This window comes from Methylomonas sp., from assembly GCF_023228165.1.
Lineage (GTDB): Bacteria > Pseudomonadota > Gammaproteobacteria > Methylococcales > Methylomonadaceae > Methylomonas.
Window position 1 is genome coordinate 60,811 of record NZ_JALOBS010000003.1, and the last position, 17,255, is coordinate 78,065.

Here is a 17,255-nt window from a genome sequence, read left to right on the forward strand (position 1 = left end):
ATCAACGCCCGACTATGGGGACGGCTTGCCGAACTAAATCCACCCAGCAATTTACAGACTGCCAGACAGGTAAATTCAGACATCATGCATACTATTCAGCAAGGTCTGATTGGCTTGCAGCATCTGAGATAATTCCCGATTCTCGCGGTGCAACTCATAAATCTCAAAAGCATCATTGATATGCTGGGACAGTGCTTCGTCTTCCCAGGGTTTGGTCAGAAACTTATATACCGCGCCTTGATTAACCGCGTCGATCACGGAATTCAGATCCGCATAACCGGACAGTATCATACGTATGGTATAGGGATAAATTTCCTTGATCCGGCGCAGGAACTCGGTACCGGTCATTTCCGGCATGCGTTGATCGCAAAGTACCACGCCAGGCTGATGCGTTGCCATCAAATCGAAACCTTCGCGGGCATTGGTAGTGCTGACGATGCGAAAACCTTTGCGGCGTAAAGCCCGTTTCAGGGCGGATAGAATATTCGGTTCGTCATCCATCAACAATAAAACCCGCTCCGGTTTCTCGACGTGCCCAGGCTTGATACCTCTGCCTTCACGCAATAACAAGGCAAAATCCTGTTCCGGCAGTGGCCGGCTAAAGAAATAACCCTGAATTTCCTCGCAGCCGACTCCGCGCAAAAACCCCAATTGGCCTTCGGTTTCCACGCCTTCGGCGATCACTGTCAAATTCAGGCTGTGAGCCATACCGACCACGGCCCGGACGATGGCTGCATCACCTGGATTTGACGTAATATTGGTGACAAACGATCGGTCGATCTTGATGCGCGCTACCGGTAGGCGCTGCAAATAACTGAGGGATGAATAGCCGGTGCCGAAATCGTCCAGCGCCATAGTGACGCCATTTTGTTTTAGCTCGCTCATGGTACGAATCACATTATCGGCATTCAGCAGCACGATACTCTCGGTCAATTCCAACTCCAGCCATCTCGGGTCGAGCCCAGTCTCCTCCAGCACCCGTTTTACCAGGGCCTGGATGTCGCCGTTCAAAAATTGCCGGGCCGACAAATTAACCGCCATGCGCAAAGGTGGCAGGCCTTGATCCTGCCACTGTCGATTACAACGGCACGCCTCTAGCAACACCCATTCACCAACCGCGCAGATCAAGCCGTTTTCTTCCAGCAACGGAATGAAATCCTGCGGCGACACCAAGCCGTAATCGCGACTCTGCCAGCGCAGCAAAGCCTCGGTGCCGATAATCCGGCCAGTGGCCAAATCCAGTTGCGGCTGATAATGCAGGATGAACTCGTTGCGTTCCAAGGCCCGACGTAGCGACGTATCCAGATTGAGTTGCCGACGCGAATTTTCATCCATATCGGCAAAAAAGAAGCGGCAAATGCTGGACGTATCCTGGATTGCCGCCGCTTGCATGGCATGCTTAAGCACATCGCGCGGCTCCCCATCCAATGGAAAACAGGCGATACCGATAAAAGGATCGAGGAAAAATTCCTGCTCATTGAATATAATGGGCTCGGCTAATGCGCGATGAATTTGCCAGGCAAACTCTTCGGCTATCTCGAGTCCATCGAAGTTACGCAATATTAATGCAAAGTTCGATTCCGTGATACGGGCGATCGGCAGAGTGGCCGCTACCGACTGCAGTCTGTTAGCCATATCGCGAATAATATTTTGTCCGACGTCCTGACCCAATGATTGTACGATGCCGTGAAAACGGCGTATATTCACCACCAATACACTCACCTGAATGGTTCCGACATCCTCACAGGCCTCGCACAGGCGTTCCTCGAATAATGTGCGGCTGGGCATACCGGTTTGGGGATCATAGTTGACCAAATATTTCGTTTTGGTTTCAACCGTCATACGCTTTTCCTCATTGCGAATCATCTCTAACGCAAACGAGATATCGTCCACCACTTCCGCCAGCAGATTGATTTCGGCTTCGCGAAAAAAACCGGCTTCCTTAGCCGCGACATTGAAAACACCGATGATTTTTCCTTCCGTGCGAATCGGAAACGAACCACCGGAATTCAGCCCCCATTGCTCGGGTATGCTGGTCCAGGAAGGATGACATAAATCCGACGGGCTATCCTTGCCGATGAAAAAGGCTTCGGCATTGAGCCCGGATGCGTTGACCTGATGCTCTGTCTCCGCTTTATGTAAGCTGATAAGCTGGGCAACGGTCGCCATTCCGGCGCAAGCCACCGGCACCACAACCCCATTATCCGGATTAATCAAGCCTACCCAGGCCAAGGCGAAGCCACCATATTCGACTGCGATTCGGCAAGCGGCCATGTACAGCTCCTGAGAGTCCTTGGTTCGCACTATGGTCCTGTTGATATGGCTCAGCATCGCATACAGCTGATTCTGTCGTTCCAGTTCGACCTGCAACTTGTACAATTCGTTGGGGGATTGAATAGCGTCCATATTATTCTCCCAACAGTTTGGTGATACAGGCTTGCAGTGCCCAACGGTCCAGTGGTTTGGTGATGATGTCGAAGACTCCGACCGCCGCCAGCCGGGCACGGGAGCCGCCATCATCCAGGGCCGTTACCATGATGATCGGTATTTCTGCGCTGGCAGGGTCGGCTTTCAGGTGTCTTACTACATCGAAACCGTCCATGCCAGGCATCATCAGATCCAGCAAGATCAGGTCGGGCGGGTCGAGCTTTACCTGGTCCAGGGTAGCTTGTCCCGATGCGACGCTGCGGACTTGATAACCATAGGCTTGCAACAGGGTCGTTTCCAATTTTCGATTAAGCGGATCGTCATCCGTAACTAGAATTTTCTTGGGCATTTTCATCGCATTGCATCCTATAGACTGGCGCCGCCAGCCAAATACTGTTTCACCTCGACCAGAAAATTTTTGTATGCGATCGGCTTGGCGATATAGCCGTCGCATCCCGCCGCCATAATTTTTTCCTCGTCGCCCTTCATGGCTAAAGCGGTCAAGGCCACTACCCGAATATGTCGGGTGACTTGATCGGCTTTCAACAAGTGAGTTGCGGTCAATCCATCCATACCAGGCAACTGGATGTCCATCAAAATCAGATCGGGTTGATGGCATTGCGCCAGTGCAATAGCATCCCTGGCATTGTCGGCTTGTAACACCCTATAGCCGGATTTAACCAGTAACATGCTGACCAATTTCATGTTGGCCGGCGTATCTTCCACCACCAGTATTTGCGCCGTCATATTGCCTGCTTGTTCATCATTAACGCTCGCCTGACTTCTTTGGTAAAGCGGCCGTGATTAAAGCAGGATTTTTCCAGGATGGCCGCGACATTGCCGTTAAGAATGACACGATCCTGATCCGTCAATAGTTTTGCCGTCATCACTACGATCGGAATCATTGCCGTGTCCGGATCATTTTTAAGTGCCTCCACCACATCGAAACCGTTCACTTCCGGCATCATCAAATCCAGCACCAACAAATCGGGTAGCTCCCGCCGCGCCAAGGCTATACCTTCCCGGCCACTGTAGGCTCGCAACACAGTATAGCCGGGCTCTAACAAATAGGCCGAGAGTAATTCAACCGCTTTGCGGTCATCGTCAATCACGAGTACTTTCAAGGGTTGGTTGTTCCGAGTTAGCTCCAGGTTTTTTAAGGCATCGATCAGGACGGTGCGAATGACCGGTTTTTGCAGAACGGCACTGGCGCCCAGTGAAAAGCCTTTTTCAGTATCGGCCACGATGGAGACTATCACCACCGGAATCCGTGCCGCGGGCAGATCTGATTGCTTGATGCGAGCCAGCAAATTCCAGCCATCCATATCCGGCAGCAAAATATCCAGAATAATCACGCTGGGCTGCCGGGTTTTCAGTAGCTCCAGCCCTGCTTCGGCATTGCTGGCAATGACAATTTCGAAGCCTTCCGGCTCCAATTGCAGACGTATCAGTTCGGCGGCACGTTCACTGTTCTCTATCACCAACGCCAGCGGATGATCAGGCGCGTTTTGATCTGATCGCGTCTCCATTTGTTGTTTTATCTTGAAGTCCCTTGCTTCCCGCCAGGGTAACCAAACGATAAAACGGCTGCCAAGTCCCGCCTTACTAGCCAAAGCCATGCTGCCTCCGTGAAGATTGGCCAATTTCAGCACCAACAGCAAGCCCAGTCCGGTACCTTCCGCTTGCCGGGACAGTGACGAATCCAGTTGCGAAAAGGCATGGAATAAGCGCGGAGCGTCCTCGGCAGCAATCCCTATCCCGCTGTCTTCGACAGTGATTTCCAGAAATTCCTTGCATTCATTGGCCGGCAGCGGCATACGCAAACTGGTAGTTTCCGTCGCCCGCCAGTTTTCGATAGCATACCGGCCAACCTTGCCGGCCTTCAAAGTGACGCTGCCGCCTGCCGGGGTGAATTTGACCGCATTCGACAGCAGATTGTAAACAATCTGTTTAACCTTGCGCGCATCAACAGTGACATTGCCCAATCCGTGGCCAAGATCACTATATAATTGGATACGGTGAGCCGCCGCCTTTTCCTTGATGATAGACAGGCTATTATTCAACAACAAATCTATATTTAGTGGTTCAAGGTCCAGCGTCATTTTGCCGGCTTCGATCTTTGACAAATCCAGGATGTCGTTGATTAGTGAGAGCAGATGTTGACCGCTACCGAAAATATCGCTCACATATTCCTGCTGCTCCGCTGATAAATCACCTATCAAGCCATCCTTCAGCACTTCGGAAAAACCGATGATCGCATTCAGCGGCGTACGCAGTTCATGCGACATATTGGCCAGAAATTCACTTTTGATACGCGTGGTTTGCTCTGCGGCCTCCTTGGCTTGTCGCAAGGCCTCTTCAGCCCGTTTACGGTCGGTGATGTCATGCAACGTAGATCGGCTGGACAGATAATGTCCATCCTGATCCAGGACTGCGGTGGCATTCAGCAAAACCGGCAATATCGACCCGTCACGCCTTATCATCTCGAATTCCAAATCGCTAACAGATCCTTTGGACTTGAATGTAGGAAACTCCCGCCAAAATAGATTTTGGCTGGAGGGGCTCAATAAATCGACAAAGCGCATCTTATTTACGATTTCTTCGCGTCGATAACCCAGCCAGACCAAGTGGGTGTCGTTGATGCTGACGAAACGGCCGTCCGCATCCAACGAGTGGTAGCCGCATGGGGCTTTGTTATAAAGATCTTCGATTTCGTCAACTTGCCGGCTGCGTGCCTGATCGCGCAGCCGGCAAATACCATAGGCCAGATCGGCCGCGGCTTCATTCAGCAATTCGATTTCACCGGCGTCGAAGGCATCGACATCGCTGGCATAAATACTGACCATGCCAAGCGTCCCGTGCGATGCTATCAGCGGCAAGGCGACGCATGAGGAAAAACCGCACTGCAATGCGGATTGACGCCATAGCTTGTATTCGGGTGCCGAAGCGATGTCGCGCACCACGACAGGCTGCCCTTCGATGATAGCCGTACCGCAAGCACCGTGGCGTTGTCTGTCCTCTCCCCAACTGAGATTCAGATGGTCGACATAATCTCGATCCGAACCCGCATGGGCAACGGGTAGGATGCTTTTTTTAACACCCGGGCAGGCAAAGCCAACCCAGACCATACGATAACCAGCCTTATCGACTATCATCCGACACATATCATCCAACAAGTTCTGCTCATTTTCGGCTCGCAGCATCGCCCGGTTGCCTGCGCTGAGTACTATCAACGCCCGGTTGGCGTGGGATAGCGCCCTATCGGTTGCTAAAAGTCGTGTCTCACGATCCTGTAAGCGCGCGGTCGTCTCATCGAAACACTGCGCCAATTGGCCGATTTCGTCGCCCGATAACGGTAAATTAGCCCGAACACTCAGGTCGCCCTCGCCCAATCGCTTCGCGGCATCGGTCAGTTTAGACATACGCCGTAGTACCAGCCAGTTGCTGCCGATCCAGGCAATGGTCAGCAACAGTATGGTCTGCATCAGTAAAGCTGTGATGTTGCGCAAGGTACGCGCTTCGATCAAGCTATAGACTCCGTGCTTCGGTACTCCGACCCGCACATAAATACATTGATCACTGACCCATTGCAGTGGTTCGACGGCATATAAACGTAAGACATTATCCTGTCCCATGAACTCGGCATAACCCCGACAATCGTTGGCCAGAAGGTCGGCTAAACTCTCTCTTTCCGGTGCCTCTTGGCCGGTCCACTCATGGTTGGGATCGGGTAGGCGCGCCAATAAGATGCCGTTAGCATCGACCACGGCCACCACGGTGCCTGGCGGCAATAGTATTTTTTTGACCATTTCTTGCAACCAGGCCAGATCGATGCTGGCATATAACACACTGATGAGCTTACCCGCATCGTTATAAACAGGAAGTCCCATGCCTAAACTGGACACCTTCGACAACCGGCCGACCAGATAATCGCCGACCGCAAAACCATGACTTTCAATGGCACGGCGGAATTCAGGCTTATCGGCAATATTGATAAGTTTATCGAACCGTAAAGCACTGCACCGTAAATTACCTTCGGCATCGGCTATCCCGATATTGGCGAATAAAGGGTTTTGGCTCTGAATACTGACAAGCAACTCCCGGCAACGCGGAATAAATTGGGGCGCTGTCAGGGATGGAATATTTGCAAGGACAGCCAACATTTGCCGAGTCTGGTCGATCAGGCGATTTTCCTTATCGACGATCAGAGTGGCTAATTCTCTGGTTTTGCGCTGGGCTTCCAGCTCAGCGGCTGCCCGCTGCTCCATGGCGGAATAAACGATTAACCCAATCGCCGGAATCGCGGACAACAATACCAGCAGCAACAGTCGACCGCGTAGACTAGCCATAAATTTCATATAAAACGGCCAGACTGAGCGGCTGTTGGCTGGTATCCATCCGAAACATACCCTGTTTTGTCTCCATTTTGGACTGCGCTTAGCTGAGTAGGATTTAATGAAAGATCATGCCGATAAAAACTGTGTTGGTCAACAAAAACCGGGCACTTCTTCAGCCGGCGTTTTTAAAATATTCTCGCTCGCATTCGCACGGGGATTGATAGCCCAGTGTCGAATGTGATCGCTTATAGAAAGCCAAATAGTCGAACACGCTCAGTTTCGCCTCATCCTGGGGTTTGAATGTTTCGTAGTTGGCCTGTTCATGTTTTAGGTTGCGGAAAAGCATCTGTTGACGCGTTTTACTCAAGGGGCACCAGTAAGATTTCGCGCGCTATATCCAGCCGCTCGTTTTGCTTTCTTAGTCTCACCAGTCTACCTTTCTTGGCTTCAATAACCGGGCTTTGATAACGACTAATCCTTTGCCAAGGTCGATCAGCGCGCACCTGTCGCCTTAAATGCGCTCGCTGAAACGCCCAAATCAGCTGCGGCTTCTTGCTGGGTATAACCCTTTGCGATTACTAATCGAGCCGCAACTTGCTCAAGTTTCAAATTAAATTTTAATCGTGTTGAGTTTTGACTGTTACTGATTTTTACCTCTACTGACCGTATAAATTCTGCCTTGAAAAGTGTACGGGTTTATTAAACCATCACAAATTTAACGCCTATCACCAGTAATAACGTCGCCAAGGCCGGGCGAAGAAAATACTCGGGGATTTTAGCGCTGAAATGACTGCCTATCCAAATTCCTGGCACGGAACCCAATAACAAGCTGCCTAATAATTCCAGGTCAAAGTTACCCAAGCTTAAATGACCCAAGCCCGCCACTGCGGTTAATGGAATGGCATGCGCCAAGTCCGTGCCGACGACTTTCAAGGTACTCATCCGCGGATATAAAAACAGTAAAGCTACCGTTCCCAACGCGCCAGCTCCCACGGATGACAGCGTCACCAATATGCCTAATACGGCTCCGGTAAATACCGTGGCAATTTTCTCCCAACGTGGAGAAAAGCGACCGCTATTGTCGACATCACTGACCGCATCGTCCAATTTTAGCTTTGCGGCTCTGTGTAATAACACGCTACGTACCATCAATGCCGACGCGGTCAATAATAAAGCGATACCGAGGGTAAAGGTAATCATGCCGGTAATATCCTTGTCTACCGCCATCAGGTTTTTCAATACATACAGTGTCATGCCGGCAAACGGCAAACTGCCCATGGAGAGGAAACAGACAATTTTCCAATCCACCGACTTATGTTTGCCATGATGTACAAACACACCCGCGGATTTGGTAATCGCGGCATATAGCAAATCGGTGCCCACTGCTATCGCCGGTTTAAAACCGAATAAAAATACCAGCAAGGGTGTCATTAACGAACCGCCACCGACACCGGTAATACCTACCAATAAGCCAACCGCAAACCCGGATGCCGAATACAGTAAATTCATGCCCTTCGTTCCTTCAATATCGTTAAGTTAAAAATACTATATCAGCCAAAGTCTGTTAACTTTCATGATAAAAAAACATATAGGCATTCAATTATTAGATATAAGCAGTCCTACTCCCCCATTTCCTTAAGCCGGCTGTATTTTGAACCAAGCCGCATACAATGCCGGCAAAAATAGCAAGGTTAACAACGTGGCTACTGTTAATCCGCCCATAATCGCTACGGCCATTGGTCCAAAAAACGAACTTTGCGTGAGTGGGATCATGGCTAATATGGACGCGGCCGCAGTCAAAGCGATAGGGCGAAAACGGCGCACAGTGGATTCTACTATCGCATCGACATCGGACAGCCCTGCTTGCTTATCCTGGTCGATTTGATCGACCAAAATAACCGAATTACGCATGATCATACCGGACAAAGCAATGGTACCCAGCATGGCCACAAAGCCGAACGGTTGGTTAAATATCAACAAGAACAGCGTGACACCTATCATTCCCAGCGGCGCGGTGAGCACCACCAACGCCACGCGGGAAAAACTTTGCAACTGCATCATCAGCACCGTTAACACGGTGCATAAAAAAAGCGGCATCCCGGCGGCTATAGAGTCGCTGCCTTTAGCCGATTCCTCCACAGCCCCACCCGTTTCCAGGGTATACCCAATCGGAAGCCGTTTTTTAAAGTCTACCAAATCGGCTTCTATCTGGCCCGAAACTGTCGGAGCTTGAATAGTGCCGTATAAATGCCCCCGCACCGTAATGGTCGGCAACCTGTTTCGCCGCCAGATTAAGCCTTCCTCGAAACTATAGTCAAAATGGGCAATTTGCGATAATGGCACACTTTTCCCGCTGGCGGTTGGAATCATCAAGTTGGGTAAACGCGATAAATGCTTGCGTTCGGTTTCCGCCCCACGCACCATGACTTCAATGCGTTCAATGCCTTCCCTGAATTCGGTCACATATAAACCCTGTAAAGCACCGTTCACCAGATTGGCAATGTCATTGGAGCTCACACCTAGTAAGCGAGCTTTGGATTGATCGACTTGCACATTAACCACCTTCACCAACTCTTCCCAATCCAATTGCACATTGGAAAGATGCGGGTTGGCGCGCATGACTTGCGCAACTTGATGGGCTAGATTTTTCAAGGTGGTAATATCCGGTCCGGAAACCCGAAACTGAACCGGAAATCCCACCGGGGGTCCATTTTCCAGGCGCAATACGCTGGCTCTCAAATTGGTGAAATCCTGTTCGAACAAATCAATGAGTTGTTTTCGTAAGCGTTCCCTATCATTGGATCCCTTGGTCAATATCACCAACTGGGCAAAGTTACGTTGCGGCAGTTGTTGGTCCAAAGGTAAATAAAATCGCGGGCTACCATTACCTACATATGCCACGTAATTTTCAACGCCGGTTTGTTGATCTATCCAAGCTTCCAATCGTTTGACTTCGGTTTCGGTGGCGTAATACGAAACACCTTCGGCCAAGCGTAAATCGACTATCAATTCAGGCCTGGTCGAATCCGGAAAAAATTGCTGTTGTACTGCAGAAAACCCCAACATTGCGGTGACAAAAAGGACCAATGTAAACCCAATCACCCACCAGCGTCGTTTGACGCATAAAGTTACCATGCCACGGAAATAGCGATAAAAAGGCGTGTTATAGCTTTCCTGAACAGCAAGATCCATATTCTGGCCGGCGAACTTCATCGTCCATTTTGTTAGTGGATTGCTTTTGTGGTTTTTGTGTGTTTTAAAATCCGGCAGTAATCGATAACCCAGATAGGGCACCAATATTACCGCCGCCAACCACGATACCAACAACGCAATCACTACCACCTGAAACAGCGAGCGGGTGTATTCGCCGGTAGAGGATGCGGCGGTAGCGATAGGCAAAAATCCGGCCGCCGTTACCATGGTGCCGCTCAACATGGGCATGGCGGTAGAAGTGTAAGCAAAGGCGGCCGCACGTTTTCGCTCCCAGCCCTGCTCCATTTTAGACGCCATCATCTCAACGGCAATAATGGCGTCATCCACCAATAATCCCAATGCCAAAATCAATGCACCCAGGGAAATTTTATGGAGACCGACATTAAACAAATGCATCAACCAGAAGGTAATAGCCAGTACGACCGGAATACTGATTGCTACAACAATTCCAGTGCGCAATCCCAATGACAACAAGCTAACGCCCAACACGATGATTACCGCTTCCGTCAAAGACCGGATAAATTCATTAATCGAACGTTGGACGGCTCTAGGTTGAGACGAAACGGTTTGCAAATCCAAACCTACCGGCAATTGTGACTGCACAAGCTGGATAGTTTTATCCAGATTAACCCCCAATTCGATTACATCACCACCTTGCCGCATCGATACGCCAATTAGCAGAGCTTCCTTCCCTTTGAAACGAACCCGATCCTTGGGCGGATCTTCATAGCCTCGAGTGATTGTCGCGACATCGCCCAAACGAAATTCTCGGTTATTGGCACGCAATCGAATATCGCGCATTTCCTGTACCTGATCGTATCGTCCAGTGACGGCAATACGAATCCGTTCTTGCACGGAATCGAAATTGCCACTGCTGGTCACCAAATTCTGTAGCCGCAATGTCCGTAATAAATCAGCAGTGTCGATACCTAAAGTCGCCAACTTGGCGTTGGATAAATTGATGTAAATGCGCTGTTTCTGTTCACCAAAAAAATCGACTTTGGCCACGTCTTTTACTTTTAACAATTCCGCGCGCACCACCTCGGCCTGTCGCTTTAGTTCCGCATAATCGTAACCATCGCCTGTCAATGCATACAAGTTACCGTAGACATCGCCGAATTCGTCGTTAAAGGTAGGCCCTTCGATACCGTTTGGCAGGGTATTTTGAATGTCGCCGATTTTTTTACGGGCTTGGTACCAGATATTGGCAATTTCCGTGGCGGGCGCGGAGTCTTTCGCCAATAAAAAAATCAGCGATTCTCCCGGCCTGGAATAACTGCGCAAATTATCCAGCCAGGGTACTTCCTGAAGTTTTTTTTCCAGCTTATCCGTAACCTGTTGCTCGACTTCGCTGGCATTGGCACCCGGCCAACCGGTGCGTATCACCATGACTTTAAAGGTGAACGGCGGGTCTTCGGATTGCCCTAACTTGAAGTAGGAAAACACACCCACTAATGTCAACATGAGCACCGCATACAGTACTAATGACGGATGATCCAGAGACCATTCTGAAAGATTGAAGCGCCTCATGGATTTTGCTGCGCTATTTGAGGACGTACTTTCTGGCCCGATAACAAGGTATGGACTCCAGCCACTACGACTTTGTCGCCATCCTGTAAACCTTTAGTAATCACTACTCCATCTTCCCTGTACATACCCGTTTGCACTATCCTCGGGAAAACTTGATCGGTTTCCGGATTGACTACCCATACCACTGTATTACCTTCATATTGACTAACGGCTGGCAAAGGCAGCAAAAAATCGTGATGATTATGATCTTTAAATATTACAGCCGCTGTCATCCCCAGCCGTAATTGATTTGAGGCGTCCTCCGTTAACGCAATTCGAATTTGAAAAGTTCGGGTAACGCTATCGGCCGCGGGTGCTATTTCCCTGATCTTACCTTGATATATATGAGTTGGTTCCGCCCACAATCGTACTTCCGCGGTTAAATTCTTTTCAATACTCTGCATACGTGATTCGGGGACGGAAACCTCAACTTCCATGCTATCCGGTACTGCTATTCGGGCGATGGTTTCCCCAGCGGCCACCACTTGACCAGGCTCGGCGTGAATTTCGATAACCACGCCATCCCGCTCCGCTCGTAAGTCGGTATAAGCCGACTGGTTGGTTGATACGGCGGCTTCCGCAACGGTTTGCTTAACTAAGGCCACAGCAGATTGATATTTAGCCTTTTGAATATCAACGGCTTGGCTGGAAATAAATTTACGTAGATAAAGCTTTTCCAGCCTATCTAGTTCAGCGCGCGCTAATGCCTGATCCGCTTTAGCGGCTTGCACTCGTGCCTCTGACGCTTTAACCGTTAAACCGGTATCTCGATTATCCAACTTAGCCAATACTTGGCCCTTACTAACTGTAGTGCCGACCTCCACATAACGCTGAATGATTTTGCCGTCGATGCGAAATCCCTGCGCACTTTCATAGCGGGATTTGATTTCGCCTATTAAGATGGTGGGGGCGGCGGCGAAACGATCTCCGGCGTTTACAACCAAGGCAGGCCGCGGTTGGGAAGGTGGTGGTGGCGCTTGTTCACATCCAATCAGAAACAAACCAGCCAATACCAGTAATAACCTATTCATTAAAATTCCTTTACCGCTTGGCTACCCGCAACTCTGCGTAATTCCGATGGCTTCATAAAACATTCAAAAAGCAACTGGAGCGCAAAAATATTGTCCCTTGTTCCTACCCCGCTGCCACACAGTCTGGAAGTTTAGCAAAACAATTCAAAGCTGCTTGGTATACGGCTATTGCCGGATATGAAAATGGTTTTCTTTATCCCAAAGATTGCAGAATTAATTCTAAAGGCGCCAAAGAAATTAAAGCGCGAAACAACAAGGCATTGTTAGACACCATACCATAGCATTCATAATCCAAGGCCGTGGCGGAAGCTTCGCCAAAATCATGTTCCGCCGAGTTGTCGGCCGGTTTGATCAGTATATGTAAGGCATCATTGCTTTTCAGTTCAGAAAGCAGCCGTCTATCGATACTGATTTTATGCGAGGTATACACCATGGGGTTTTTCTCGAAATCATGGGCTTTTTTTTGCGCTTTTTCCAATAAGGCACTTGATAGCAAGGCGCAAGGAAACATTTCCGGAAATATCACCTTGTCTTGTAATTCGTCAAAAAATTCGGTTTGGTCGCGTAAGGAACCGCACAGAAAGTTCTTGGCATTACTGGTGGTCATGAATTTACGTTTTAAAAAATAACCGCCGCTAAGATTGCCGCGGTCGGTTTGGCGGCGTAAGTCACCCCAATCGGGAAAACAGGGATTAGCTAGATAAAGCGGTTCAGTGGTTTCTTTTTTAAACCCCAACAAAGCCAAATTGTTATCGCTTTTAACCATGATGCGATTGCTCAACATAGGCGAAGGCTGGCGTTTAAATTGTGAAGACTTGATTTCCACCTCTACAAACTGTCCGGCTTTTATAGCGTTGGCAAAAGAGAATTGGTAATTACTGAAGTTCAGCTTGTGCTCAATGATCAAAGCCTGCTCATCGGCTTCGCGACGAAAAACGGTCAGCTTGCCTTCGACCAGCGATTCCAGTTGAAAACCTAATGTGATGGGTCCTTGAAAAGGATTGTCTTTAATTTTATGCCAATGCTTACTGTCGTGAAACAGATTGAAATCGTCCGTGGCGTTACGAGCAACGTCGATATGAAGCTGGGTAAAAATATCTGTACTTATCTCATACATTGCAAGTTCCCGGTAATAAGCAATTGACTGTCTGGTGGAAATTTCCACCACTTTATCGTTTTATTCACTTGATATGAAATCTCGAGTAAAAATGAAGCATGCTTAACAACAGTTGTTAGAAACCTGTGTGGTTTAGGCTACGATAACTGTGGATAAATAACCGGTAAGAGAGCGCTTATTTGTTATCCACAATTGCATAACAAGCCTAAAGGGCGGTAAAACACAAGTTTATTTTCATACCAACACTATAATTTTTAAGCTAAAAATAGTGTTACCCACAACAACTGCCCACCTTAATAGTAATAATAAACTAAAGATATCTATATATTGTTATTATTAGCCATTCACGTCGTGCAAAAATCAAGTCGTCTTTTGGCTCAACTCGGCCTCAATCGCTTTTATCGTCAATTTGCATTTGTTCTGTAAAACTCTTAGGCAATTTTTTTTTGATTTTTACCCCAAGCTCTTCAAAAGCGCTGGCTTGGCGTAATAAATTGCCGCTGCCGGTACTCAGTTTGTTGACGATACTGTCATAAGTCTTATGTACGGTATTCAGCTGATTACCTAGTTTTTCGATGTCCTCAACCAGGCCTCGAATCTTGTCATATAAGGTACCGGCTTTATCGGCAATTAAACGGGCATTCTCGTTTTGCTGTTCATAACGCCAGATGTTTTGAATGGTACGTAAGGTGGCTAGCAATGTGGTTGGAGTGACTACCACAATTTTGTGTTCGAAAGCATCGTTAAAAAGTTTTTCATCCGCTTGAAACGCTACCATAAATGCTGCTTCGATGGGCATGAACAGCAATACAAAATCCAAGGAACGCAAACCTTTCAGGCTGGTGTAATCTTTTTGGCTAAGGTCTTTAATATGATTTCGAACTGCTTCGGTATGTTGTTTTAATGCCTCAACGCGTTGCTGATCATTTTCCGCCGAGCAATAACGCTCGTAAGCCAATAAAGACACTTTGGAGTCGATAATCACATCTTTATTGTCCGGCAAACGGATAATCACATCGGGCTTGAACAAACGATTGTCCGCATCGCGGAAGGCGCCTTGGGTTTCATACTCCATGCCTTTGCGCAAACCCGATTGTTCCAACACTTTTTCCAGGATCATCTCGCCCCAGTTACCTTGGGTTTTATGGTCCCCTTTTAGCGCCCGGGTCAGATTCAGAGCTTCCTGGTTCATTTTTTGGGTATCGCGACGCAAGGAGACAATCTCTTCACGTAAGGAAACTCGGTCTTTGGTTTCGTTGTCGTAAACGCTCTCGACGCGATTTTTAAATTCGCCTAGCTGTTGCTTTAAGGGAGCAACTAAACTTTCGATGCTGGTTTTGTTATGTTCGACAAACTGTTTGCCGCGTTCTTCAAAAATGCGATGAGCCAGATTTTCAAACTGGGTTTTAAGTTGATTTTCTGTATCCTGAAGTAGACGGATTTTTTCGGCGTTACTTTTGTGCTGTTCCTGCTGACGGGCGTTTAGATCCGCGTTTTGGGTTTTCAATTCAAGCAATAACTGTTGCAAGTTCTGAATTTCAGATTCTTTTTGACCCAACAAAGCCAACCTTTCCCCGGCCACCGCCAAATTAATGCTTTGTTGTTGCAATTGTGCGTGTTGCGTGGCAATGAATTCATCTAATGCCCGGCGTTTTTTATTGAACAGCCAGGCACCGATTAAGAATCCTAACAAAGCCGCCAGCACGGTTGCCAGCGGCCAAAGCCATTGAGTCATCACAAAGTTTTGAAAACCGCGCCAGCGGCCTCAACAGTGGCTTGAATATCAGCGTCTGTGTGTGCCGCGGAGACAAAGCCGGCTTCGAATGCCGACGGTGCCAGATAAATGCCTTGCTCCAGCATGCCGTGAAAAAACCGTTTAAACCGCTCTTGGTTACACTGCATTACTTGAGAGAAGCGACTCACGTTTTTTTCTTCGCTAAAAAACAGTCCGAACATACCGCCAACCTGATTGGTGGTGAAGGCAATGCCGGCTTGATCCGCGCGGAGTTGCAAACCGGCCAATAGCCGGGTAGTTTGTCGAGTCAGCTTATCGTAAAAATCGGCGGCACTGATTAATTCCAGTGTTTTCAATCCAGCCGCCATCGCCACCGGGTTACCGGATAAAGTGCCCGCCTGATAAACGGGACCCAACGGCGCCAAATGTTCCATGATTTTGCGACTACCGCCAAAAGCACCCACCGGCATGCCGCCGCCGATGATTTTACCCAGTGTGGTCAAATCAGGTTTGACGTTGTATAAACCTTGGGCACCGTGCAAACCGACCCGAAAACCGGTCATCACTTCGTCAAAAATCAGCACGGCGCCATGCTGGTCACATACTTCCCGCAACGTTTGCAAAAAGACGGATTCGGGGGGAATGCAGTTCATGTTGCCGGCCACGGGCTCCACGATGACGCAGGCAATTTTTTCACCCAATTCGGCAAACAATGCCCGAACCGCATTGCTGTCGTTGTAAGTCAGGGTAATCGTGTCGGCGGCAACGGATACCGGAACGCCGGGTGAACTGGGTACACCGAAAGTCAAAGCACCGGAACCGGCCTTGACCAGTAGCGAGTCGGAATGGCCGTGGTAACAACCTTCGAATTTGACGATTTTGTCCCGGTCGGTAAATCCGCGCGCCAAACGTATCGCGCTCATGGTGGCTTCGGTGCCGGAACTTACCATGCGTACCATTTCCACGGACGGCACTAATTCGCAGACTTTTTCAGCCATGCGGGTTTCGATTTCGGTGGGCGCACCAAAACTCAGCCCTTTTTCGGCGCTTTGCTTGACGGCTTTGATTACCTGCGGATGGGCATGACCTAGTATCATCGGTCCCCAGGAACCGACATAATCGATATAGCGCTTGTTTTCGCTGTCGTACACATAAGCGCCTTGTGCGTGGTCGAAATACACCGGCGTACCGCCGACGCCACTGAAAGAACGCACCGGCGAATTGACGCCACCAGGAATAAATTTTTTAGCTTCAAAGAATAATTCGCTTGCTTGAGTCATATTTTTGATAGTTCAGATCGGAAAAAATAAAGGGCACGGAGAGTGTATCTGCGTGCCCTTGTTTAAAATGTTTATTAATTAATGTTGCTTGCCGAAAAGATGCGGGCCTTTCGGTTGTTGTTTGTTTTGTACACAAAAGTAAGCCGCCGCATCGAATTTAATTTGCAGTGAATGCGGATTTTCATGTTGTTTCAGAAAATGTTTCGCTTCTTCGGATGACAAATCTTTCATCATGTATTTGGCGATACACATGCAATCTTTATCCAAGCGAGGCTTATCCACATCCGGATTAGCCGAACCCCTTAGTTCGCGGGCGACACATTGATCGGCAAATTCATGTTCGAACTGATGCTTAACTACATCCGTGACAACCTCATCATGAGAATGATCGAAAGGATTATGAGCTGGTTTGTTAACCGCCGCACTCGGTTTCTCAACAGTCGCTGCCGCCCTGTCTTCAAGTGATTGGTCATCGGAACAGGCAGTTAAAAACGCGGCCACACTCAGGCTGGCCAATAAAGTTAATAGGAGGGATTTGATTTTCAT

At 48.8% G+C, this 17,255-nt stretch carries 12 protein-coding genes; all 12 read right to left on the reverse strand.

All coding sequences use genetic code 11. The features are described from left to right. Window positions 1-75 precede the first annotated feature (75 nt). Window positions 76-2,406 carry an EAL domain-containing protein gene (locus M0R33_RS02990; RefSeq protein ID WP_292564835.1) on the reverse strand — a complete coding sequence of 777 codons (2,331 nt, stop codon included), beginning with the start codon at window positions 2,404-2,406 and terminating at the stop codon, window positions 76-78. 1 nt (window position 2,407) lies between these two features. Continuing rightward, a complete protein-coding gene (locus M0R33_RS02995) occupies window positions 2,408-2,782 on the reverse strand; it encodes a response regulator (protein WP_292564838.1) in 375 nt (124 codons plus the stop codon). 11 nt (window positions 2,783-2,793) lie between these two features. After that, complete coding sequence (locus tag M0R33_RS03000) at window positions 2,794-3,174, reverse strand: response regulator (protein WP_292564840.1); 381 nt, start codon at window positions 3,172-3,174, stop codon at window positions 2,794-2,796. Further along, on the reverse strand, window positions 3,171-6,776 hold the full coding sequence (locus M0R33_RS03005; protein ID WP_292564842.1) for a response regulator: 3,606 nt from the start codon (window positions 6,774-6,776) through the stop codon (window positions 3,171-3,173). The genes M0R33_RS03000 and M0R33_RS03005 overlap by 4 nt, the downstream gene beginning before the upstream one ends. Before the next feature lie 160 nt (window positions 6,777-6,936). Continuing rightward, window positions 6,937-7,110: an IS3 family transposase gene (locus tag M0R33_RS24365; RefSeq protein WP_366042991.1), complete on the reverse strand. Its 174-nt coding sequence runs from the start codon at window positions 7,108-7,110 to the stop codon at window positions 6,937-6,939. 353 nt (window positions 7,111-7,463) lie between these two features. Then, a complete protein-coding gene (locus tag M0R33_RS03010) occupies window positions 7,464-8,273 on the reverse strand; it encodes a sulfite exporter TauE/SafE family protein (RefSeq protein WP_292564845.1) in 810 nt (269 codons plus the stop codon). A gap of 126 nt (window positions 8,274-8,399) precedes the next feature. After that, entirely contained in the window at window positions 8,400-11,507 is a 3,108-nt protein-coding gene (locus tag M0R33_RS03015; protein WP_292564848.1) for an efflux RND transporter permease subunit, read from the reverse strand. Next, on the reverse strand, window positions 11,504-12,577 hold the full coding sequence (locus tag M0R33_RS03020; RefSeq protein WP_292564851.1) for an efflux RND transporter periplasmic adaptor subunit: 1,074 nt from the start codon (window positions 12,575-12,577) through the stop codon (window positions 11,504-11,506). The genes M0R33_RS03015 and M0R33_RS03020 overlap by 4 nt, the downstream gene beginning before the upstream one ends. Before the next feature lie 193 nt (window positions 12,578-12,770). After that, window positions 12,771-13,694, reverse strand: coding sequence for a hypothetical protein (locus M0R33_RS03025; RefSeq protein ID WP_292564855.1), 924 nt, complete (start codon window positions 13,692-13,694; stop codon window positions 12,771-12,773). Window positions 13,695-14,082: 388 nt separating this feature from the next. Further along, window positions 14,083-15,429: a DNA recombination protein RmuC gene (gene rmuC / locus M0R33_RS03030; RefSeq protein ID WP_292564858.1), complete on the reverse strand. Its 1,347-nt coding sequence runs from the start codon at window positions 15,427-15,429 to the stop codon at window positions 14,083-14,085. Then, window positions 15,429-16,709: a glutamate-1-semialdehyde 2,1-aminomutase gene (gene hemL, locus M0R33_RS03035; RefSeq protein WP_292564861.1), complete on the reverse strand. Its 1,281-nt coding sequence runs from the start codon at window positions 16,707-16,709 to the stop codon at window positions 15,429-15,431. Before hemL ends, rmuC begins: the two co-directional genes overlap by 1 nt. Window positions 16,710-16,787: 78 nt before the next feature. Further along, window positions 16,788-17,255: a hypothetical protein gene (locus tag M0R33_RS03040; RefSeq protein WP_292564864.1), complete on the reverse strand. Its 468-nt coding sequence runs from the start codon at window positions 17,253-17,255 to the stop codon at window positions 16,788-16,790.